Raw genomic sequence first — 20765 nt, forward strand, 5'->3', positions numbered from 1 at the left:
TGTGGATATATAACGTTTTCATGTGAATAAATCGCTTTCATAAAAAATAAAAACCCCTGTATATCCACAGGAGTTTTCATTCATATGAGATTAGCGGCAATCCTGGCTGGCCATTCATCGCCATATCGCCTCTTATTCCTTTTTCAAATGCAACGGTTCCAGCAGCAGCGATCATGGCTGCATTGTCTGTGCAAAGGGATAATGGCGGAATAATGACCTTCACGTCTGGCAGATTCGTGAATGCTGATGTTAAAGCTTCTCTTAGTCCTTTATTGGCAGCAACTCCTCCAGCTAGAACAACTTGCTTCGCACCATAGGCTTCAGCTGCTTTCAATGTTTTCCCAACAAGCACTTCAATGACGCTTGCTTGAAAACTTGCTGCCAAATCCTCTGGGGCAATCGTTTCTCCCTTTTGTGACGCATTGTGTAAGGTATTGATCACAGCTGATTTTAAACCACTAAAGCTAAAGTGATAGGATCCTTCTTCAAGCCATGCACGAGGAAGCTTAATTGTCGGTTCCCCTTCATGCGCTAACCGATCAATGTGAGGTCCGCCTGGGTACGGGAGACCCATCGTCCGGGCCACTTTATCGTACGCTTCTCCAGCTGCATCATCTAAAGTTTCTCCGATGACCTCAAAAGATCCATGCTCCTTCATTAAAACAAGCTCAGTATGCCCACCGGAGACAACAAGAGCTAAACATGGAAACTCCAATTCATCAACAAGCTGGTTTGCATAAATATGCCCTGCAATATGATGAACACCGACAAGAGGAATTTGATGGGCAAAGCTCAGTGCCTTTGCTGCATTGACACCAATCAGCAGGGCACCGACGAGGCCAGGTCCTTCTGTGACAGCAATCGCATCTAAATCCTTAAAAGTCATACCCGCCTGTGCCATCACTTCTTCTAATACGATGGTAACTTGCTCCACGTGATGCCTCGAAGCAATTTCGGGTACAACACCGCCAAATCGTTTATGACTGTCTATTTGCGAGGCAACCACATTTGCCACGATTTCTTTTCCATTTTTCACAATGGACGCAGCTGTTTCATCGCAGCTTGTTTCTATACCTAATATAAATCGATCTGTTTGTTCACTCATTTATATTCACCCACATGACTAATGCATCTTCTCCATTATCCGTATAATAATTCTTTCGAATAGAAGCTGGTCTGAAACCGAGCTTTTCATAGAGGGATTGTGCTGGTGTATTCGAAACCCGCACCTCTAAAGAAAGATGATCTGTCTTTTTTTCTTTGCAAAATTCCATGACATATCGAAGCAATGCTTCCCCGTATCCTTTTCCTCTATGCTCAGGGAGAATCGCAATGTTCGTAATTTGTGCATCGTCCATGACAATCCAGACCCCGCAATATCCAACAGGCTGCTTATCTTCTTCAATGAGAAAATAATGGCTGTATTGGTTATGAAGAATCTCATAGACAAACGATTCCTTTTTCCAGGGTGCTGTAAACGAATGCACTTCAATCGTATACACCTCTGGAATGTCTGCTACTGTCATTTGTCGAATCTCTGCTATGTTAAGATTATTTTTGTCCTTCAAGCCATTTCACTTCCGCTTCTGCCAAACGAATATAGTTAGGAACAAGCTGATGGACATCTTCAGCAGGACGATCTGCGCCTAAAAATGCAAGCACTGAAGGTCTTGGGTTATGAAATGTCCCCTCTGCCAGTACAGCCGTTTCTCCTAAAATGGAGCGAATGCTCTCTTCATGAAGGTGCACATCTTGTCCAAGAAATAGAACAGGCTTTCCTGTCTGCTTCAGTTCATGAAGCCAATCCGCGAGCAGGATATTTTGATCTGGTTCGACCTCTTTGATCTTACCTTTTTCAAACGTATATAGTCCGGTATAAACTTGTCCTCTTCTCGCATCAAATAGAGGTGAGATATACCCATCAAAATATTGGCCATTTGCCGCAAGTGTTTCTAAACTCGAAACAGCCGATATCGGGATAGACAGCGTCCACGCAAGTGTTTTTGCTATGGTGACCCCGATTCTGACGCCAGTGTAAGAACCAGGTCCTTTTGCCACAACGATTTTACTTAGTTCGCTTGGTGATACACCACATTCTTTCATCAATGCTTCAACAGTGGGCATCGCTCGGACGGAATGGTTCTTTTTTAAATACGTGATGCTCTCGCCAATTACAGTGAAATTTCTTACAAGAGCAATTCCTAGTGTATGGTTTGATGTATCAATGGCCAATATGGTCAAATTCTTTCATCTCCTTACAAAGGGTCTCATAACGCTCCCCTTTTGCATCAAACGTGAGATGCCGTTCTTCTTCACGTTCTGTTCTCAGCATTTCAATTTTTAAATAGGAAGAAGGCAATTGAGGTTCAATAAGATGTGCCCATTCAACCAAGCATACACCTTCACCCTCAAAATATTCTTCGAGTCCGATCTCTTCCTCCGCATCTTCCATGCGGTACACGTCCATATGATAAAGTGGCAGTCTGCCATCAGTATATTCTTTAATAATTGTAAAGGTAGGGCTGTTGACGATACGGGTAATTCCTAAGCCTTCCGCAAAACCTTTTGAAAAAGTGGTTTTGCCTGCGCCTAAATCTCCTTCTAATGTCAATACATCGCCTGGCATCACAAGTTTGGCCAAAGCAGCGGCAATTCGTTTCGTCTCATCCGCACCTTTTGTCGTCCATGTTAATTTCACCGTTGATGTCACCTCATTTCTTAAAATGATTATATCCTTTTTTCATTAACATTGTTTGTTGATCATTGTCTTTTAACATAACACTGGCTGCTTGATCATCTTTGACTTGTCCAATACGTGTGATCTGAATGCCTTCTTTTTGACATTGCGATTCAAAGCTTTCCCAATCAGATTCTGGTATTGTACCAGTTAAAACAAAGTCTTCTCCCCCAAATAACACCCATTCAAGCCAGTCTTTGCGCAGGATCGGTAAATCTGGATGAATTGGAAGCTTATCAGCTTCTATCTCGATCATCACACAGCTCGCTTCGGCTATCTCATTTAACTCACTCGCTAATCCATCACTCACATCATTCAAGGTGACCCGCGGGAAACTTGAACAAATGTGTCCAGCAGCAATATGAGGCTGAGGCATTTTATGACGCTTAAGAAAAAAATCAGCATCGACCGCCTTAGAAGGGGCTGCTTCGTTCATTAAGATTGATAACCCAGCAGCTGATGAACCGAGTTCACCTGTGACAAAGACGATGTCTCCAGTCTGAGCACTGTGACGATAACAAGCTGTTCCCTTGGAAACCTCACCAATGACTGTCACGGTAATGACAAAGTCACTGCGGGTAGCCACTGTATCTCCACCAATCAAATCCATATGATAGGAGTCAGCCAACGCTTTCATTCCCTCATAAAGGTCCGTAACGATTGTCTCATCACCATGAGGCGGGATCGCAATTGAAACAAGATAATACTTTGGGGTCCCTCCCATTGCAGCGATATCACTAACATTGACTGCCAGTGCCTTAAAGCCAACTTCAAATGGTGTGGAAAAGTCAAAACGAAAATGAACATGCTCCACCATTGTATCAACACAAACGACCTCTTCACAATGTGAATGAGGTTGATAAACACTTGCATCATCACCGATGCCCATGATCAAAGAGCGCTGATATGTATCTTTTGGTGTGATTCGGCGAATAAGATCAAATTCATCCATAAAAAGACAGCCCCTTCTTACAATCAATTGGTTAAGTAGACATGATGTCAAACACAGTTAGTATTAGTGTAGCGAATATAAGTCTCAATTCCAACAAAAATGATATAAAGAAAGCCTGGTATGAAAAAACCAGGCTGAATTGAAATAATCTATCTTTTCTTTCTTATAGTGTAGCCAAACACAAATCATTTCATTGCATCTTGGGTACTTGTAGAAAGAAAAAGACATAAAAAAAAACGAAACTATACGTTTTCGTTTACAAGTCATAAAAATGGCGGTCCGGACGGGACTCGAACCCGCGACCTCCTGCGTGACAGGCAGGCATTCTAACCAACTGAACTACCGGACCATTTTGGTTGCGGGGGCAGGATTTGAACCTGCGACCTTCGGGTTATGAGCCCGACGAGCTACCGAACTGCTCCACCCCGCGACGATATAAATATAACAAGCTTGGCGGCGTCCTACTCTCACAGGGGGAAACCCCCAACTACCATCGGCGCTGAAGAGCTTAACTTCCGTGTTCGGTATGGGAACGGGTGTGACCTCTTCGCTATCGCCACCAAACCTGATGGAGAGAATGTTCTCTCAAAACTAGATAACAATGTTCATGCTTCACATTAGAATATAGGTTAAGTCCTCGATCTATTAGTATCTGTCAGCTCCACGTGTCACCACGCTTCCACCTCAGACCTATCAACCTGATCATCTTTCAGGGATCTTACTTCCTTGCGGAATGGGAAATCTCATCTTGAGGGGGGCTTCATGCTTAGATGCTTTCAGCACTTATCCCGTCCGCACATAGCTACCCAGCGATGCCCTTGGCAGAACAACTGGTACACCAGCGGTGCGTCCATCCCGGTCCTCTCGTACTAAGGACAGCTCCTCTCAAATTTCCTGCGCCCGCGACGGATAGGGACCGAACTGTCTCACGACGTTCTGAACCCAGCTCGCGTACCGCTTTAATGGGCGAACAGCCCAACCCTTGGGACCGACTACAGCCCCAGGATGCGATGAGCCGACATCGAGGTGCCAAACCTCCCCGTCGATGTGGACTCTTGGGGGAGATAAGCCTGTTATCCCCGGGGTAGCTTTTATCCGTTGAGCGATGGCCCTTCCATGCGGAACCACCGGATCACTAAGCCCGACTTTCGTCCCTGCTCGACTTGTAGGTCTCGCAGTCAAGCTCCCTTGTGCCTTTACACTCTGCGAATGATTTCCAACCATTCTGAGGGAACCTTTGGGCGCCTCCGTTACATTTTAGGAGGCGACCGCCCCAGTCAAACTGCCCACCTGACACTGTCTCCCTGCCCGATAAGGGCAGCGGGTTAGAAGGTCAATACAGCCAGGGTAGTATCCCACCGATGCCTCCACCGAAGCTAGCGCTCCGGTTTCCAAGGCTCCTACCTATCCTGTACAAGCTGTACCAACATTCAATATCAGGCTGCAGTAAAGCTCCACGGGGTCTTTCCGTCCTGTCGCGGGTAACCTGCATCTTCACAGGTACTATAATTTCACCGAGTCTCTCGTTGAGACAGTGCCCAGATCGTTGCGCCTTTCGTGCGGGTCGGAACTTACCCGACAAGGAATTTCGCTACCTTAGGACCGTTATAGTTACGGCCGCCGTTTACTGGGGCTTCAATTCGCACCTTCGCTTACGCTAAGCGCTCCTCTTAACCTTCCAGCACCGGGCAGGCGTCAGCCCCTATACTTCGCCTTACGGCTTCGCAGAGACCTGTGTTTTTGCTAAACAGTCGCCTGGGCCTATTCACTGCGGCTTCTCGGGGCTTTAACACCCTAAGAAGCACCCCTTCTCCCGAAGTTACGGGGTCATTTTGCCGAGTTCCTTAACGAGAGTTCTCTCGATCACCTTAGGATTCTCTCCTCGCCTACCTGTGTCGGTTTGCGGTACGGGCACCTCTCACCTCGCTAGAGGCTTTTCTTGGCAGTGTGGAATCAGGAACTTCGCTACTAAATTTCGCTCGCCATCACAGCTCAGCCTTTACGGGAAACGGATTTGCCTATTTCCCAGCCTAACTGCTTGGACGCGGATATCCAATACCGCGCTTACCCTATCCTCCTGCGTCCCCCCATTGCTCAAATGGTGAGGAGGTGGTACAGGAATATCAACCTGTTGTCCATCGCCTACGCCTTTCGGCCTCGGCTTAGGTCCCGACTAACCCTGAGCGGACGAGCCTTCCTCAGGAAACCTTAGGCATTCGGTGGACGGGATTCTCACCCGTCTTTCGCTACTCATACCGGCATTCTCACTTCTAAGCGCTCCACCAGTCCTTCCGGTCTGGCTTCACAGCCCTTAGAACGCTCTCCTACCACTGTTCGTAAGAACAGTCCGCAGCTTCGGTGATACGTTTAGCCCCGGTACATTTTCGGCGCAGAGTCACTCGACCAGTGAGCTATTACGCACTCTTTAAATGGTGGCTGCTTCTAAGCCAACATCCTGGTTGTCTAAGCAACTCCACATCCTTTTCCACTTAACGTATACTTTGGGACCTTAGCTGGCGGTCTGGGCTGTTTCCCTTTCGACTACGGATCTTATCACTCGCAGTCTGACTCCCAAGGATAAGTCATCGGCATTCGGAGTTTGACTGAATTCGGTAACCCGGTAGGGGCCCCTAGTCCAATCAGTGCTCTACCTCCGAGACTCTTACCTTGAGGCTAGCCCTAAAGCTATTTCGGAGAGAACCAGCTATCTCCAGGTTCGATTGGCATTTCACCCCTACCCACACCTCATCCCCGCACTTTTCAACGTGCGTGGGTTCGGGCCTCCATTCAGTGTTACCTGAACTTCACCCTGGACATGGGTAGATCACCTGGTTTCGGGTCTACGACCACGTACTCATGCGCCCTATTCAGACTCGCTTTCGCTGCGGCTCCGCATCTTCTGCTTAACCTTGCACGGGATCGTAACTCGCCGGTTCATTCTACAAAAGGCACGCCATCACCCGTTAACGGGCTCTGACTACTTGTAGGCACACGGTTTCAGGATCTATTTCACTCCCCTTCCGGGGTGCTTTTCACCTTTCCCTCACGGTACTGGTTCACTATCGGTCACTAGGGAGTATTTAGCCTTGGGAGATGGTCCTCCCGGATTCCGACGGAATTTCACGTGTTCCGCCGTACTCAGGATCCACTCTGGAGAGAATGACATTTCAGTTACAGGGCTGTTACCTTCTTTGGCGGGCCTTTCCAGACCTCTTCGCTTATATCATTCCTTTGTAACTCCGTATAGAGTGTCCTACAACCCCAAGAGGCAAGCCTCTTGGTTTGGGCTGTTCCCGTTTCGCTCGCCGCTACTCAGGGAATCGCATTTGCTTTCTCTTCCTCCGGGTACTTAGATGTTTCAGTTCCCCGGGTATGCCTTCTCATACTCTATGTATTCAAGTATGGATACTACTCCATTACGAGCAGTGGGTTTCCCCATTCGGAAATCTCCGGATCAAAGCTTGCTTACAGCTCCCCGAAGCATATCGGTGTTCGTCCCGTCCTTCATCGGCTCCTAGTGCCAAGGCATCCACCGTGCGCCCTTTCTAACTTAACCATTTCTTACTTTAGAAAGAATCACTATGTGTGATGAACTTTGCATTGCATTCAATGTGAATGTATTACTTATTGTTATCTAGTTTTCAAAGAACAATCCTGTCTCGCTAGAGACATGTTTTGAAGGAATGATCCTTCAAAACTAAACAAGACGAAAACGTACGCTGCTCCATATATCCTTAGAAAGGAGGTGATCCAGCCGCACCTTCCGATACGGCTACCTTGTTACGACTTCACCCCAATCATCTGCCCCACCTTCGGCGGCTGGCTCCATAAAGGTTACCTCACCGACTTCGGGTGTTGCAAACTCTCGTGGTGTGACGGGCGGTGTGTACAAGGCCCGGGAACGTATTCACCGCGGCATGCTGATCCGCGATTACTAGCGATTCCAGCTTCACGCAGTCGAGTTGCAGACTGCGATCCGAACTGAGAACAGATTTATGGGATTGGCTAAACCTTGCGGTCTTGCAGCCCTTTGTTCTGTCCATTGTAGCACGTGTGTAGCCCAGGTCATAAGGGGCATGATGATTTGACGTCATCCCCACCTTCCTCCGGTTTGTCACCGGCAGTCACCTTAGAGTGCCCAACTGAATGCTGGCAACTAAGATCAAGGGTTGCGCTCGTTGCGGGACTTAACCCAACATCTCACGACACGAGCTGACGACAACCATGCACCACCTGTCACTCTGTCCCCGAAGGGAAAGCCCTATCTCTAGGGTTGTCAGAGGATGTCAAGACCTGGTAAGGTTCTTCGCGTTGCTTCGAATTAAACCACATGCTCCACCGCTTGTGCGGGCCCCCGTCAATTCCTTTGAGTTTCAGTCTTGCGACCGTACTCCCCAGGCGGAGTGCTTAATGCGTTAGCTGCAGCACTAAGGGGCGGAAACCCCCTAACACTTAGCACTCATCGTTTACGGCGTGGACTACCAGGGTATCTAATCCTGTTCGCTCCCCACGCTTTCGCTCCTCAGCGTCAGTTACAGACCAGAGAGTCGCCTTCGCCACTGGTGTTCCTCCACATCTCTACGCATTTCACCGCTACACGTGGAATTCCACTCTCCTCTTCTGCACTCAAGTTTCCCAGTTTCCAATGACCCTCCCCGGTTGAGCCGGGGGCTTTCACATCAGACTTAAGAAACCGCCTGCGAGCCCTTTACGCCCAATAATTCCGGACAACGCTTGCCACCTACGTATTACCGCGGCTGCTGGCACGTAGTTAGCCGTGGCTTTCTGGTTAGGTACCGTCAAGGTGCGAGCAGTTACTCTCGCACTTGTTCTTCCCTAACAACAGAGCTTTACGATCCGAAAACCTTCATCACTCACGCGGCGTTGCTCCGTCAGACTTTCGTCCATTGCGGAAGATTCCCTACTGCTGCCTCCCGTAGGAGTCTGGGCCGTGTCTCAGTCCCAGTGTGGCCGATCACCCTCTCAGGTCGGCTACGCATCGTCGCCTTGGTGAGCCATTACCCCACCAACTAGCTAATGCGCCGCGGGTCCATCTGTAAGTGACAGCCGAAACCGTCTTTCATCCTTGAACCATGCGGTTCAAGGAACTATCCGGTATTAGCTCCGGTTTCCCGGAGTTATCCCAGTCTTACAGGCAGGTTACCCACGTGTTACTCACCCGTCCGCCGCTAACATCCGGGAGCAAGCTCCCTTCTGTCCGCTCGACTTGCATGTATTAGGCACGCCGCCAGCGTTCGTCCTGAGCCAGGATCAAACTCTCCGAAAAAGTACAAAACCGAAGTTTTGTTTTTCGTCAGCGTTTGACTGACTACCTATGAAGTATCATAGGATTTTTTTATAAAAACTCGAATTAACAGGTACGTTTTGTCTTGTTTAGTTTTCAAAGATCATGTTCAAAAATGGAGCGGGTGATGAGAATCGAACTCACGACATCAGCTTGGAAGGCTGAGGTTTTACCACTAAACTACACCCGCGTGATTTGTATTGGCGCGCCCGAGAGGAGTCGAACCCCTAACCTTTTGATCCGTAGTCAAACGCTCTATCCAATTGAGCTACGGGCGCTTAATCAGGCGACTTAATTATCTTAACATATCGTTTTTCTTAAGTCAACATCTTTTTAAAATTTGTTTGCCGCATGTGTGTGAACGTCTGTGTTTCAAATACGTCATCAGCGACGAATAAAAATATACCATGGATCATACAAAAGGGTCAATACATTTTTCTAAAAAAGTTTCATGTTTTTTTAAAATGATTTTTTCTTAGATAAATAGACATGTAATAGCCCTATTTTCTTCTCTTTCTTCATAATTCCAATGATTCTTAAATAAAATCTTTCTAAATACAAAGGAGGACAAAACATGGCCACATAGAATTTTTATTTATTGGAAAATTCTTAATATTTTTCCATTCATTTAAAGGAGGTAGGAGATGATGAAAAAGTTCGTCGCTTTTCAAATCATGATCGCTTTGGTGATAGGAGCTCTTATCGGCCATTTCTTCCCCGATTTCGGAATGGCACTGCGGCCAATCGGAGATGGATTCATCAGGCTGATTAAAATGATCGTTGTTCCAATCGTTTTCTCAACCATTGTAATTGGTGCAGCCGGCAGCGGCGGCATGAAGAAAATGGGCAGCCTTGGATTAAAGACGATCATTTGGTTTGAGGTCATCACAACCATCGTTCTTGGGATCGGGCTATTATTGGCAAATGGGCTAAAGCCTGGCGTTGGCCTCGATTTCTCTAAATTAGCTAAGAAAGATATTGGGGAATTAGATGGTTATACGGAGAAAGTCGTTGACTTTAAACAAATGGTATTAGATATCATTCCAACCAATATCGTCGATGTTATGGCTCAGAATGATTTACTTGCTGTCATTTTCTTCGCCATCTTATTTGGTGTAGCAGCAAGCGGCATCGGTAAAGCTTCTGCTCCTGTTCTCACCTTCTTTGAATCAGTGGCACAAATCATGTTTAAGCTCACACAGATGGTGATGGTAACAGCACCTATTGGGGTTCTTGCATTAATGGCTGCTTCTGTCGGCCAATATGGCATTGTTTTATTAATCCCAATGATGAAGCTTGTCGGGACTGTATTTTTAGGATTATTCATTATTCTCTTTGCTTTATTCCCTCTGGTCGCACTGATCTTCCGTTTTAACTACTTCGAAGTATTAAAAATGATTTGGGATTTGTTCCTTGTTGCCTTCTCTACTACGAGCACTGAAACTGTCCTTCCTCAATTGATGGAACGAATGGAGAAATACGGGTGTCCAAAAAGAATCGTTTCCTTCGTGATTCCATCTGGTCTTTCTCTCAATTGCGATGGATCAAGTTTATATTTATCGGTTGCCTGTGTCTTCCTTGCACAAGCGTTTGGTGTCGACATGAGTCTGTCACAGCAGCTTTTGATGATGCTTGTTCTTGTGTTAACGAGTAAAGGTATTGCAGCTGTGCCATCCGGTTCACTCGTTGTTCTTTTGGCTACCGCTCATGCAGTCGGTCTTCCCGCAGAAGGCGTTGCCATCATAGCCGGTGTTGACCGAATTATGGATATGGCACGAACTGGCGTGAATGTTCCAGGGCATGCCGTTGCATGTATTGTCGTATCTAAATGGGAAAAAGTATTCCGTGAGTCAGCATGGGAAGTTCCTAAAGCAGGTGAAGAAACAAAAGGGATGTAATGTTATATGAAGGAAAGGGCGACCCCTTTCCTTTTTTATGCTAAAAATGTTTGCTTTAGTACGGCTTTTCCTTGAGGCTGCAGCTGTACTTCTGCATATGCCCCATTAATCAGCGTCATTTGCGGCGGGACATGCCCACAATCTATATCGTAAAAAATGGGGATTTGTAGTTCCTTTTGTAATTCTTCATATACATCCTGATACTGATACCCTTCAACAGGCACATCTACTGCACTTCGCCCAAACATCATACCTGAACAGTGATCAAACCACCCTGCTAGTTTTAATTGAACAAGCGATCTCTTCACGCTTGCAGCATTTAATGCGCAGTTTTCGAAATACCAGAGAATTGGTTCGCCTTTTATGAATGTTTCCTGAAAAGCTTTGACGTCTCCAAAAGGTGTCCCTGCTAAGTGACGTATAATATCAATGCAGCCACCCAGCAGTCTGCCCTTTACCATCTTTTCTTGTTGATCAACCGTATGCCAAGCGGTAGGTTCTGTTAAATGAAAGACATGTTTACTCGGGTTGTCATGCTGCCATTCCTTTTGATACATAGATGAAGAAAACTGGGTTATCTCCGTCTCCCCTTTTGCGGAAAGTGTTCGCTCCCACATGGCAGTCGTTTGATCCAGCTCTTCTCCTCTTAGATCGACTAAGTTCGGTCCATGCGCTGTGGCAATGCCAGTTTTTAATGTGAGCGCCAGCAGGAGTGCACTCGTATCTGAGTAACCTAAAATCCACTTTTTTTGCATGGATGAGAAATCAAGGTGCTCTAACACTTCCATAAGCAGCTGTCCTCCCCATGGCGGGATGATGTGGTCAATCTCATCACATGTCATCATGTACTGAAGTTCGTTTGCTCGTTCTATCGCAGGGGCAGATTTTGCCTTTTCCTGCTGCCAGACCGTCTCTCCACATATGACATCATAGCCTCTATTTTTCATTCGTTCACATGAAAGCTGAAACATGTCATGCAAAGTTGGCTGTACACCTGAGGAAGGTGCTGTGACGCCAATTGTTTGTCCTTTTTGCAAATGCGGAAATTGTATCATTCTGCTTCCCTCCAATCTCTATCTCTCTTAACCTATCCATTTTAAAGAAAATGCCCCTTTTATAAGGGACATCTCTTCTTATTCCTTTTGACGCAGTACAGTATAGACTCCTGCAAAGATACATAGAATCCCAATGAATGAGCGTATTCCCATCTCTTCACCTAAAAGCAGCCAGCCAAGAGCTGCCCCTACGATCGGTTGAAAGAAAAAGAACAGACCGCCGCTCGAGGCATCCATCAATTGAAGCCCTCTATTCCACAAAAAGAATGCTAGAGCTGTTGAGATGATGCCTAGATAGAGAATACCGCCCCAAATCTCTGGCCTTGCCATCTGCTCCACATCTAGATGAGGTAAACGAAATAAAGCAGGTGGTGTTAAGACAATGAATGCAATGATGATCGCATATGTGGTCGTCACGACTTGAGGGTACTTTCCTGGAACCCGTTTAAGCAAAACAGACATAAGCGCCCATGTAAAAGCAGCGATGACAAGTGAGAGACCGCCAACAAATTCATCTGAGTGCACTGCGACTGGTCCAATCATGAGCCATACACCTGCTGTAGCAAGTAGGATGGATGCGCATTTTCGAACAGTCATGGCTTCTTTTAATAGAAAGAAAGCAAACAGCACCATAAAAGCAGGGGTCGCAGATGTGATAACAGCCCCCATTTGTGCCGACGTATACATGGTGCCGATTTCTTGGGTCACAATTGATAGGAAATTTCCGATCAATCCGATCATGACAACAAGCGGGATATCTTTTTTATCTAATCGAAAGGAATAGCCCAACCGCCAAATGGTGCACACCAGCACGATTCCTGCTATAGCATATCTCATCCATACAAGCTCAAGCGGTGGAACCACCGCTACTGTTACTTTGACAACAACGTACATGCCGCCCCAAATACTTGCAGCGATTGCTAGGTAAAGGGCGCCTATATATTTTTCATTCATCTTTTCCCCTCCGTTACTGGATATATTGATCGCCATATCCACAAACGGAGATCACTCTCCGTTATGGACGGAGGGTGTTTGGTACATCATGTTCAAATAAAGGCTTCCATTGCATTGTCGTCACCTCATTTGTTTTTATTTTCAGATTACTTTATAACAAATCCTGGTTGACTTCAATCCTTTTTTGTCACCATCTTTCTTCATATAATAGAAGATAAACGGGTATTGACATGCTGAATTCGTTTTCATATAGTAAGTAAAACTATAGGTGGTCGCGCAAAAAAGGAGTAGAGGTCGTTGGATATTGAAGCTAGAAGACATATTCCCAACACGGAACATACACCATTTCTCGAGGGAATAAAAGATTGTGTGCCAACCCTGCTTGGTTATATGAGTATTGGGTTTGCCTTTGGAATTGTTGGAATTAGCGCACAGTTGAGCTTATGGGACATTGCGCTTCTATCAATCTTTATTTACGCAGGTGCTTCACAGTTTATTATCTGTGCACTGCTTGTTACGGGTAGTCCCCTTTCCGCTATTATTTTCACCACATTTATTGTGAATCTGCGTCATTTATTGCTCAGCCTGACGCTTGCTCCTCATTTTACACGCTACTCTGTGAAACAAAATATTGGGTTCGGTCTTTTGCTGACTGATGAATCCTTCGGTGTAGCGATGAATAAATTAGCGCAGCAAGGAAAGCTGAATAACAGGTGGATGCACGGATTGAACATAACAGCGTATTTATGCTGGATTGCAGCCTGCATACTTGGCGGTATTTTTGGACACTGGATTTCAAATCCTGAAGCGCTTGGTCTTGATTTTGCTTTATCAGCGATGTTTGCTGCACTGCTAGTCCTTTCGTTACAGACAGTACCCAAAAATAAGTTAACTCATCGCCTGTCGCTTGTTTTATATATGGTCGTTGCGATGTTTGTTTTGCTTCATTTTGTTCCATCACACGTGGCTGTTCTCATAGCAACTGTACTTGTCGCAACCATTGGGGTGGTGACAGATAAATGATTAGCAGCTTTATGTTATGGCTCATTGTTGGTTGTATGATCGTCACCGTCATTCCAAGGGTTATACCCTTTATATTTGTACGGAGTATTCAGCTTCCTGAAGTGGTGCTGAAATGGTTATCGTTTATTCCTATTTGTATCTTTACAGCTTTGATTGCAGAGCATCTCTTCATCCATACAACAACAGGCACAGGCGTCACTATCCATTGGATGTATCTTGCTGTCTTGACTCCTACTGTACTCATTGCTGTTTGGACAAAAAGCTTGTCACTTACTGTTCTTGTCGGCGTCATGCTGATGGGCACTGCTAGATGGTTTTTCTAAAAGAAAAAGCTTAACCGTATGTGGTTAAGCTTTGTTCATTTTACGATTCCGTATACAAATCCATCATAACCTTTTTCACCAACAGTTTGAATCGCTGTTGCCTCTATTCTCGGCTCTCGTTTGAGTAAATCGAAAAATTCACGAGTTCCTTGTACTCGTTCATCCTCATCAGAGTCATGAAGGACGGCTCCATTTCTGACGACATTGTCTGCAATAATGACTGTGCCCTTTTTCGAGAAATCTAACGCCCACTTCAGATATTTCGGATTGTTCGGTTTATCTGCATCAATGAAAATGAAATCGAATGGAAGCGCAGCCTTCTCTTTTAATTGAGATAACGTATCTAATGCCTTTCCTTCCAAAATGCTCACCCGTTCTGATAAGCCAGCTCTGCTGATGTTTTGCTGTGCGATCTGTACATGGTGGCTGACAGCCTCTAGTGTGATGAGTTCTCCATCCTCTTCGAGAGCACGTGCCAGCCAAATGGTACTGTATCCACCGAGTGTCCCGATTTCTAAAATGCGCTTTGCATTCTTCGTTTTTGCTAATAAATAAAGCAATTTTCCTTGGGCTGGCGACACATCAATTTCTGGCAGACCCGCTTGCTTATTATGAGTAAGAGCTTGCTCCAATACATCATCTTTAGGGATCAACTTGTCTGTGATATACTCGTCAACTTTTCCCCACACTTGCTCCATTTCATCCATCTCCCTTGATTATGTCTTCTCTCTCAAGTCTACATGATGATCGTGAGAGCGTATAATCAATTCTTTTCACACATCTATTCATTTTTTTGATGAAAGACATGTATTGAGGAATACATGAAGCAACGCACTGGTTTCGGTTCTACTGGTTCAGCTTATTTTTGACATCCCCTTTTTTATCTTGAAGCTTTCCTTTTGCTTGATCCTTTTTCCCTTCTGCTTTCAGGTTTTGATGATCGGTTGCTTCACCAAGCTTTTCTTTGACTTGACCTTTGACTTGATTTGTTTTTCCTTTCGCTTTATCCATATGTCCTTTTTCTTTACTCATTTGTTCCACCTCCACGTTTGATACTATTCATTTAGCCTTTTTGAAAGATACAAAACATCTGAGTGTGCGATGTACACGTTTCAGGTATGATAGACATATTAGAAAGAAGGGTTGGTGTTCTATTTCATGATCATCTCTGAAAAAATATTCACAGTTCGTGGGTTGATCTATCATATTCGATCTGCTTCAGCTTCCGATGCCAAACAGTTATCAGCTCTCAGACTGAAAATTGATGGTGAAACAGAATATTTAGACCGTGAACGAGGCGAAGCCTTTCTTGATGAAAAAGCATTTGAGGCTTTGATTCAAGAGGATAGCAAGCAAAGCCGGCATTTATTTTTGGTCGCTGCTATTGAAGGAGAGGTTGTCGGTTTTTCAAGATGCGAGGGCCATTCACTCAAGCGCTCTGCTCACAAAGTGACATTTGGCGTCGCCATACAAAAGGATGCTTGGGGCTACCACATCGGGAAAGAGCTTTTAGCCGCTTCAATCGACTGGGCAGATCAGCAGGGTATTCAGAAGATGTCACTTCAAGTGCTGGAAACCAACCAAAAAGCCATTCGATTATATGAGAACCACGGCTTTCTGATTGAAGGTGTATTAAAAAACGATAAACAGCTGAGTGACGGATTATATTATGATACTGTTGTGATGGGCAGACAGCGGCCAAGCTCCTGACTACTTACATCACATAGCCCCATATCATTGAAATCGCACTGTATATCAGAAGCAGCCCCATCACATACTGGAACGGTTTTTCGTAAGCAGTCAAAAAACGCTTATACAAAGAGCCAAATAAGCTCCAGCTGAATGTACCGAGAAAACCAATGAGTGCGAGAATTAGCGTCCATATGACATACTGCATATTAGATTGTCCATATGGCAAAACAAATGTTGAAATTACAGTCAATCCATACAAGATCGCTTTTGGGTTGATAAATTGCAGAAGCATACCAGGGATAAAATGATTGTAGCGATCAAGTGTTTCGTCATCCCCGCCTTTACTTTTTATGATTTTGACCGCTAAATAAATCATGTATGCAGCTCCGATGAACGCCATGACCCAGCCTATTTTCGGCATCACTTGATAAAGAATAAGATTAAAGAAACAGCTCAAACACAAAATAACGAGAAATCCGATACCAACTCCTAAACAAAATCGAAATGTTTGCTTGACCCCATATTTATTCGTAAAGACCATGGCCATGATGTTATTTGGCCCTGGGGTAAAGCTGCTAACAAAAGCATAGATCAACATAGATACAATCAAGATGCCGCCCCCTTATACGTTATATAGACTTTAATTACTTTATTGCGTCCGATGCGTTTTATTGTAACGTTTGATCTTTATAAAGTAAATAGAGAAAGGAGTTTTTTCATGGAAGACGTACAATCCATTATTTCGAAAAATGTGAGGCTTCTTAGAGATCAAAAAAAATTAAGCCTCGAAAAGATGGCAGAATTAACTGGTGTCAGCAAGACCATGATTGGACAAATTGAAAGAGGAGAATCAACCCCTACCATCACGACTTTGTGGAAAATCGCCAACGGATTAAAAGTATCTTTTAGTGAACTCATTCACGCACCGCAGCCTGAAATCAAGGTAGTACGTAAGGAAGATGCACAGGTTTTAACTGAGGACGACGGCCGATATCGTGTGTACACGACTTTCCCTTTCGATGACCGGGGGAAATTTGAAATGTACCGAGTAGAAATTGATCGAGGCGGGTCGCTGCGTGCGAGTGAACACATTGGAGGAACAGAGGAATTGATCACTGTTTTTGAGGGAGTCCTTGATTTATCCATTGGTGATGAACAATACACCTTAAAAGCCGGAGACTCTATTCGTTTTAAAGCGGACCGGACGCACACGTATAAACAAACCGGAGAACAAATGGTCCGGATGCAAATGATTCTTTATTATCCACATGAAAAAAGCTGACAGGCTTGTCCACCTGTCAGCTTTGCATTTTATTTAATTAAATCCTGGATCGCGTACAACAGTTCCAGTAAATGTGACTCTATATTTTCCTAATCCTAATTCTTCAATAGAGGTTTGTTTTAAAATCCCGACCCAGCCATCCTCTGCATAAACAATACTTTCTGGGATGTTTGATGTCGTATATGTTCTTGTTACTGAAACCGTTCGACTGGCCTGAGCCGTTATTTCACTGTTTGTTTGCTCCTTTGCTTCCACTGGAGCAGTTGTGACTCCAGCACCCGTTAAGACAATTGCTCCAACCAAAACAGAAGACATGACCTTTTTCATAAAAAAATCCCTCCCTTTTTTGTTGAACGTATAAACTATACCATAATTTAGAACTTTTGTAAGTTACTTTTTTCATTTTTTTGAAAATTATGATATCATTGTCTTATGCTGGATAGAGAGTGTTACATACTTCTATGCTTTTATCCTCTTCTCAATCTAGTCAAACAATTGTAAACGGAGGTGATTTCATGAAAAAATGGCTCATCTGTTTTCAACTTGTTTTCCTCTTCACCTTAGCGATCACACCAATTGCTTCTGCTGCCAAATGTCCTACAGTAAAACCATGTGTCATTGATATTTAAGCATAAGAAAAGACCGATCAAAAGTTATTCACTTGATCGGCCTTTTTATTTATTTTTGCTCTGCTTCCCAGCGGGCAACCTCTTCTCTTACTTTAGGAGCCACTTCTTTTCCAAATAGCTCTATGGCTTTTAGCACTTGATCATGCGGCATTGAACCAACCGGTACATGAAGCATAAAACGAGTAATTCCTACATTTTTTCTAAGGTGGATGACTTTCTCTGCCACGGTATCTGGATCTCCTACATACAGCGCGCCTTCTAAAGTTCTCGCTGAATCAAACGTAGAACGAGTATAAGGCCCCCAGCCTCGCTCTCTCGCTAATGTATTCATCACATGCTGTGTAGATGGGAAGAATTGATCTGCTGCCAGGTCTGTTTCTGCCGCAACAAATCCATGAGAATGTGATGCTACAGTTAATTTTTCAGGGTCATGTCCAGCGTGCACTGCCGCTTGCTTGTACAGCTGAACGAGCGGTGCGAACTGTCTAGGACTTCCGCCAATGATTGCGAGTACAAGCGGTAACCCTAGTAATCCAGCACGTACGACCGATTCACGGTTTCCTCCACTGCCGATCCAGATTGGAAGCGGATCTTGAACAGGTCTTGGGTACACCCCAACATCCTGAATGGCTGGGCGATGCTTTCCGCTCCATGTGACACGCTCTGACTGCTGTAATTTCAGCAGCAAATCAAGCTTTTCTTCAAATAATTCTTCATAGTCGTCCAGGTCATAGCCAAAGAGCGGGAATGATTCAATAAATGAACCACGGCCTGCCATAATTTCCGCACGTCCGTTTGATAGTCCGTCTAAGGTTGCAAAATCCTGAAATACACGAACAGGATCTGCTGATGAAAGGACTGTCACTGCACTTGTTAGACGAATATTTTTTGTTTGTGTTGCCGCAGCCGCTAAGACGACAGCTGGATTCGATGCGGCGAAATCCTCACGATGATGCTCACCTACGCCAAATACATCGAGACCGACTTGATCTGCTAAAATAATTTCTTCTACTACTTCTCGAATACGCTGTGCGTGACTGACTGTTTTTCCTGTCTGAAAATCAGGTGTTGTTTCGACAAATGTACTAATTCCTAGTTCCATGATTGGAACCCCCTATCTTATAAATATGTCACAAATTCAGAAACTGGCTTTCTGTAGCCTCTTGCTTGTCTGCTCTCTACTTTTTCTTTTCCGAGTGTAATCATTAACACAGGAACCAAATCTGATTGAATGTTTAATACCTTTTTCATTGCTTCGGGATCAAAACCGATCATCGGGCAAGTATCCCAGCCTTTATTTTTAGCGGCAAGCATAAACAGCATGGCAGATAAGGAAGCATTGCGGATCGCCTCTTCCTTCTGGAAATCTGCTCCTCTCTGCTCATAAAAACTCACGGTCTCTCTGACCATTTCTTCATATTGCTGCGTATTTAAAATGCCTAGCATTTTCAGGCCTTCATATATGTTCCCTGCGTGCTCATAAGCATTTGGATCTCCGAGTACGATGATCGCTGCTGAAGCAGAGTGCACTTTATATTGTCCAAATGCCGCTTCTCTTACTTGTTCTTTCAGCTCTTCTGTTTGAACGACAACATATTGTGTATGCTGTAAGTTAAAAGCAGATGGTGCCAGCTTGACCTCTTCAAATATGCTGTTAAGCTCTTGTCTCGAAATCGAGATATTTGGCAAAAAATTTGATGCGGATCGTCTTTCACGTACCAATGTATCAAAGCTGAGTGTCATCTTGTTTCCCCTTTTCGCGAAGTTGTTTTGCACCTAAACCGATTTTTTTTAGTAATTCAATGAGCTGTTCTTTTTCTTCTTTTTCAATAAAGGATAGATTTTGCGAAATGACATCTGTGTGTTTAGGGAAAATGTTGTCAAACAATTGCTTCCCTTTTTCCGTCAGCCGTACGTGGAATACCCTCTTATCTGAAGGCGCACATTGCCTTTTCACCAGTTCTTGTTTTTCTAGTTTGTTCACGACATATGTCATGCTTCCACTTGGGATTGACAGGATATCGCTAATTTTTTGAACAGGCTGAGGCCCTTTACTGTAGAGCAATTCAAGGATTTGAAAGTTTTCAAATCCGATATCATAACGTTCAATGTCTTTTTGGATATTTGTAAAAAGGGCTTGATAGGCTTTCATCCACACGCGGAATAGCCTTAAATCTAATTCATGATCATGCTGCACCATGGCAACTACTCCTTTTTCAAGAAATCCTAAAACTAGGATAAATTTATCCTAACACTAGGATATTTTCTTGTCAACGAGTTTATGTCATAAAAAAAAGACCACCTTGGTTCAGTGATCCTCTTCTTTTAAGATAAAATGCATTTCAGCAATTTGTTTATATTGTTGTACTGCCTGTAATGAGAACCTAGATTCCAAATCCGCTGGCGAAAATAGAGGAATTCCTCTTCCAATCATGACAGGTACGATTTGAAGAAAAAGCTCATCAACCAATCTTGCTTGTATGCAAGATTGAAGCAGTCCCCCGCCACCGACAATCCAAATATGCCGGCCTGTTTCATTCTTTAATTTTTTTACAAATGATAAGATATCTTCGCGAATGATATGCGTTCCTTCCAAACTCTCTTGTAACGTACGTGACATGATATAACATGTCTTTCCTTCATAGGGAAACTCATCTGGTGACAGCTGAAGAACTTGTTCATATGTATTGCGCCCCATGATCAGCGTATCGACTGACGCATAAAAGGTGTCATAGCTCGTTTCTTCTTCGCCCTCTGTCCCTATTAGCCAATCTAGCCGATGATCCTCTCTCGCTAAATATCCATCGATACTCATCGCCCCATAAAAAAGCAGCTTCCTTTTCTCACTCAATCCCACCACTCCCTTACTTCAAATAGGAACATATATTCTATTTTATCAAAAAGGAAACACAAAG

The 20765-nt window shown here is 44.4% G+C and carries 20 protein-coding genes, 4 tRNA genes and 3 rRNA genes; 5 read left to right on the plus strand and 22 right to left on the minus strand.

The annotated features are described in order from the left end of the window. Window positions 1-76: 76 nt before the first annotated feature. From tsaD to JVX94_RS11665, 12 genes are all read right to left on the minus strand, one after another. Window positions 77-1105 (minus strand): tRNA (adenosine(37)-N6)-threonylcarbamoyltransferase complex transferase subunit TsaD, encoded by a 1029-nt coding sequence (tsaD, locus tag JVX94_RS11610; RefSeq protein ID WP_144485884.1) that lies wholly within the window; start codon window positions 1103-1105, stop codon window positions 77-79. Beyond that, window positions 1098-1526 carry a ribosomal protein S18-alanine N-acetyltransferase gene (gene rimI / locus JVX94_RS11615; protein WP_024424460.1) on the minus strand — a complete coding sequence of 143 codons (429 nt, stop codon included), beginning with the start codon at window positions 1524-1526 and terminating at the stop codon, window positions 1098-1100. Before rimI ends, tsaD begins: the two co-directional genes overlap by 8 nt. A gap of 25 nt (window positions 1527-1551) precedes the next feature. Beyond that, window positions 1552-2241, minus strand: coding sequence for a tRNA (adenosine(37)-N6)-threonylcarbamoyltransferase complex dimerization subunit type 1 TsaB (gene tsaB / locus JVX94_RS11620; protein WP_144485886.1), 690 nt, complete (start codon window positions 2239-2241; stop codon window positions 1552-1554). Beyond that, the gene (gene tsaE / locus JVX94_RS11625) at window positions 2222-2698 is read right to left on the minus strand and encodes a tRNA (adenosine(37)-N6)-threonylcarbamoyltransferase complex ATPase subunit type 1 TsaE (protein ID WP_144485888.1); all 477 of its coding nucleotides are present in this window, start codon (window positions 2696-2698) and stop codon (window positions 2222-2224) included. The genes tsaB and tsaE overlap by 20 nt, the downstream gene beginning before the upstream one ends. Before the next feature lie 13 nt (window positions 2699-2711). Continuing rightward, on the minus strand, window positions 2712-3689 hold the full coding sequence (gene thiL / locus JVX94_RS11630; protein WP_144485890.1) for a thiamine-phosphate kinase: 978 nt from the start codon (window positions 3687-3689) through the stop codon (window positions 2712-2714). 272 nt (window positions 3690-3961) lie between these two features. Next, window positions 3962-4038, minus strand: a tRNA-Asp gene (locus JVX94_RS11635). 4 nt (window positions 4039-4042) lie between these two features. Beyond that, window positions 4043-4119 (minus strand) — tRNA-Met (locus JVX94_RS11640). Between the two features lie 18 nt (window positions 4120-4137). After that, window positions 4138-4253: ribosomal RNA gene (gene rrf, locus JVX94_RS11645) — 5S ribosomal RNA — on the minus strand. A gap of 61 nt (window positions 4254-4314) precedes the next feature. Continuing rightward, window positions 4315-7245, minus strand: a 23S ribosomal RNA gene (locus JVX94_RS11650). Window positions 7246-7427: 182 nt separating this feature from the next. Then, window positions 7428-8976 (minus strand): 16S ribosomal RNA (locus tag JVX94_RS11655). Together the 16S, 23S and 5S rRNA genes with 4 tRNA genes alongside form the textbook arrangement of a ribosomal RNA operon. Window positions 8977-9110: 134 nt before the next feature. Continuing rightward, window positions 9111-9184: transfer RNA gene (locus JVX94_RS11660), tRNA-Gly, on the minus strand. An 11-nt stretch (window positions 9185-9195) separates the two neighbouring features. Further along, window positions 9196-9272: transfer RNA gene (locus JVX94_RS11665), tRNA-Arg, on the minus strand. Between the two features lie 369 nt (window positions 9273-9641). On the opposite strand from JVX94_RS11665, the gene gltP reads away from it, so the two are divergent. Continuing rightward, a complete protein-coding gene (gltP, locus tag JVX94_RS11670; RefSeq protein ID WP_095407852.1) occupies window positions 9642-10892 on the plus strand; it encodes a glutamate-aspartate/proton symporter GltP in 1251 nt (416 codons plus the stop codon). A gap of 35 nt (window positions 10893-10927) precedes the next feature. Here gltP and JVX94_RS11675 read toward each other — a convergent pair whose 3' ends face one another. Together JVX94_RS11675 and JVX94_RS11680 are read right to left on the minus strand one after the other, a co-directional pair. Continuing rightward, complete coding sequence (locus JVX94_RS11675; protein ID WP_095407848.1) at window positions 10928-11947, minus strand: S66 family peptidase; 1020 nt, start codon at window positions 11945-11947, stop codon at window positions 10928-10930. A 78-nt stretch (window positions 11948-12025) separates the two neighbouring features. Next, window positions 12026-12901, minus strand: coding sequence for a DMT family transporter (locus tag JVX94_RS11680; RefSeq protein ID WP_095407847.1), 876 nt, complete (start codon window positions 12899-12901; stop codon window positions 12026-12028). 297 nt (window positions 12902-13198) lie between these two features. Between JVX94_RS11680 and JVX94_RS11685 the strand changes: the two genes are divergently transcribed. Together JVX94_RS11685 and JVX94_RS11690 are read left to right on the plus strand one after the other, a co-directional pair. Continuing rightward, a complete protein-coding gene (locus tag JVX94_RS11685; protein WP_095407846.1) occupies window positions 13199-13924 on the plus strand; it encodes an AzlC family ABC transporter permease in 726 nt (241 codons plus the stop codon). Further along, entirely contained in the window at window positions 13921-14247 is a 327-nt protein-coding gene (locus JVX94_RS11690; RefSeq protein WP_095407845.1) for an AzlD domain-containing protein, read from the plus strand. The genes JVX94_RS11685 and JVX94_RS11690 overlap by 4 nt, the downstream gene beginning before the upstream one ends. Window positions 14248-14282: 35 nt before the next feature. Here the strand turns inward: JVX94_RS11690 and JVX94_RS11695 are convergent, their stop codons facing one another. Then, window positions 14283-14945: an O-methyltransferase gene (locus tag JVX94_RS11695; RefSeq protein ID WP_095407844.1), complete on the minus strand. Its 663-nt coding sequence runs from the start codon at window positions 14943-14945 to the stop codon at window positions 14283-14285. A gap of 148 nt (window positions 14946-15093) precedes the next feature. Beyond that, window positions 15094-15279 (minus strand): CsbD family protein, encoded by a 186-nt coding sequence (locus JVX94_RS11700; RefSeq protein ID WP_024425431.1) that lies wholly within the window; start codon window positions 15277-15279, stop codon window positions 15094-15096. A gap of 126 nt (window positions 15280-15405) precedes the next feature. Between JVX94_RS11700 and JVX94_RS11705 the strand changes: the two genes are divergently transcribed. Next, on the plus strand, window positions 15406-15957 hold the full coding sequence (locus tag JVX94_RS11705) for a GNAT family N-acetyltransferase (RefSeq protein ID WP_205183211.1): 552 nt from the start codon (window positions 15406-15408) through the stop codon (window positions 15955-15957). A gap of 4 nt (window positions 15958-15961) precedes the next feature. Here the strand turns inward: JVX94_RS11705 and JVX94_RS11710 are convergent, their stop codons facing one another. Further along, complete coding sequence (locus tag JVX94_RS11710; protein WP_144472893.1) at window positions 15962-16549, minus strand: LysE family transporter; 588 nt, start codon at window positions 16547-16549, stop codon at window positions 15962-15964. Window positions 16550-16657: 108 nt separating this feature from the next. Between JVX94_RS11710 and JVX94_RS11715 the strand changes: the two genes are divergently transcribed. After that, window positions 16658-17221 carry a helix-turn-helix domain-containing protein gene (locus tag JVX94_RS11715; RefSeq protein WP_095407841.1) on the plus strand — a complete coding sequence of 188 codons (564 nt, stop codon included), beginning with the start codon at window positions 16658-16660 and terminating at the stop codon, window positions 17219-17221. A gap of 33 nt (window positions 17222-17254) precedes the next feature. Here the strand turns inward: JVX94_RS11715 and JVX94_RS11720 are convergent, their stop codons facing one another. The 5 genes from JVX94_RS11720 to JVX94_RS11740 all read right to left on the minus strand — a co-directional run bounded on the left by JVX94_RS11720 (window position 17255) and on the right by JVX94_RS11740 (window position 20701). Continuing rightward, entirely contained in the window at window positions 17255-17548 is a 294-nt protein-coding gene (locus tag JVX94_RS11720) for a hypothetical protein (RefSeq protein WP_024425427.1), read from the minus strand. Window positions 17549-17899: 351 nt separating this feature from the next. Then, on the minus strand, window positions 17900-18952 hold the full coding sequence (locus tag JVX94_RS11725) for an LLM class flavin-dependent oxidoreductase (RefSeq protein WP_095407839.1): 1053 nt from the start codon (window positions 18950-18952) through the stop codon (window positions 17900-17902). Window positions 18953-18969: 17 nt separating this feature from the next. Continuing rightward, on the minus strand, window positions 18970-19593 hold the full coding sequence (locus JVX94_RS11730) for a nitroreductase family protein (protein WP_095407838.1): 624 nt from the start codon (window positions 19591-19593) through the stop codon (window positions 18970-18972). Then, window positions 19577-20050, minus strand: a complete 474-nt coding sequence (locus tag JVX94_RS11735; RefSeq protein WP_095407837.1) for a MarR family winged helix-turn-helix transcriptional regulator — start codon at window positions 20048-20050, stop codon at window positions 19577-19579. Before JVX94_RS11735 ends, JVX94_RS11730 begins: the two co-directional genes overlap by 17 nt. Window positions 20051-20158: 108 nt before the next feature. Continuing rightward, window positions 20159-20701: a dihydrofolate reductase family protein gene (locus JVX94_RS11740; RefSeq protein WP_095407836.1), complete on the minus strand. Its 543-nt coding sequence runs from the start codon at window positions 20699-20701 to the stop codon at window positions 20159-20161. Window positions 20702-20765: the final 64 nt, after the last annotated feature.

Origin of the sequence: Bacillus sp. PDNC022, from assembly GCF_016919285.1 — a bacterium.
In the GTDB taxonomy this organism is placed as follows: Bacteria; Bacillota; Bacilli; order Bacillales; family Bacillaceae; genus Bacillus; species Bacillus safensis.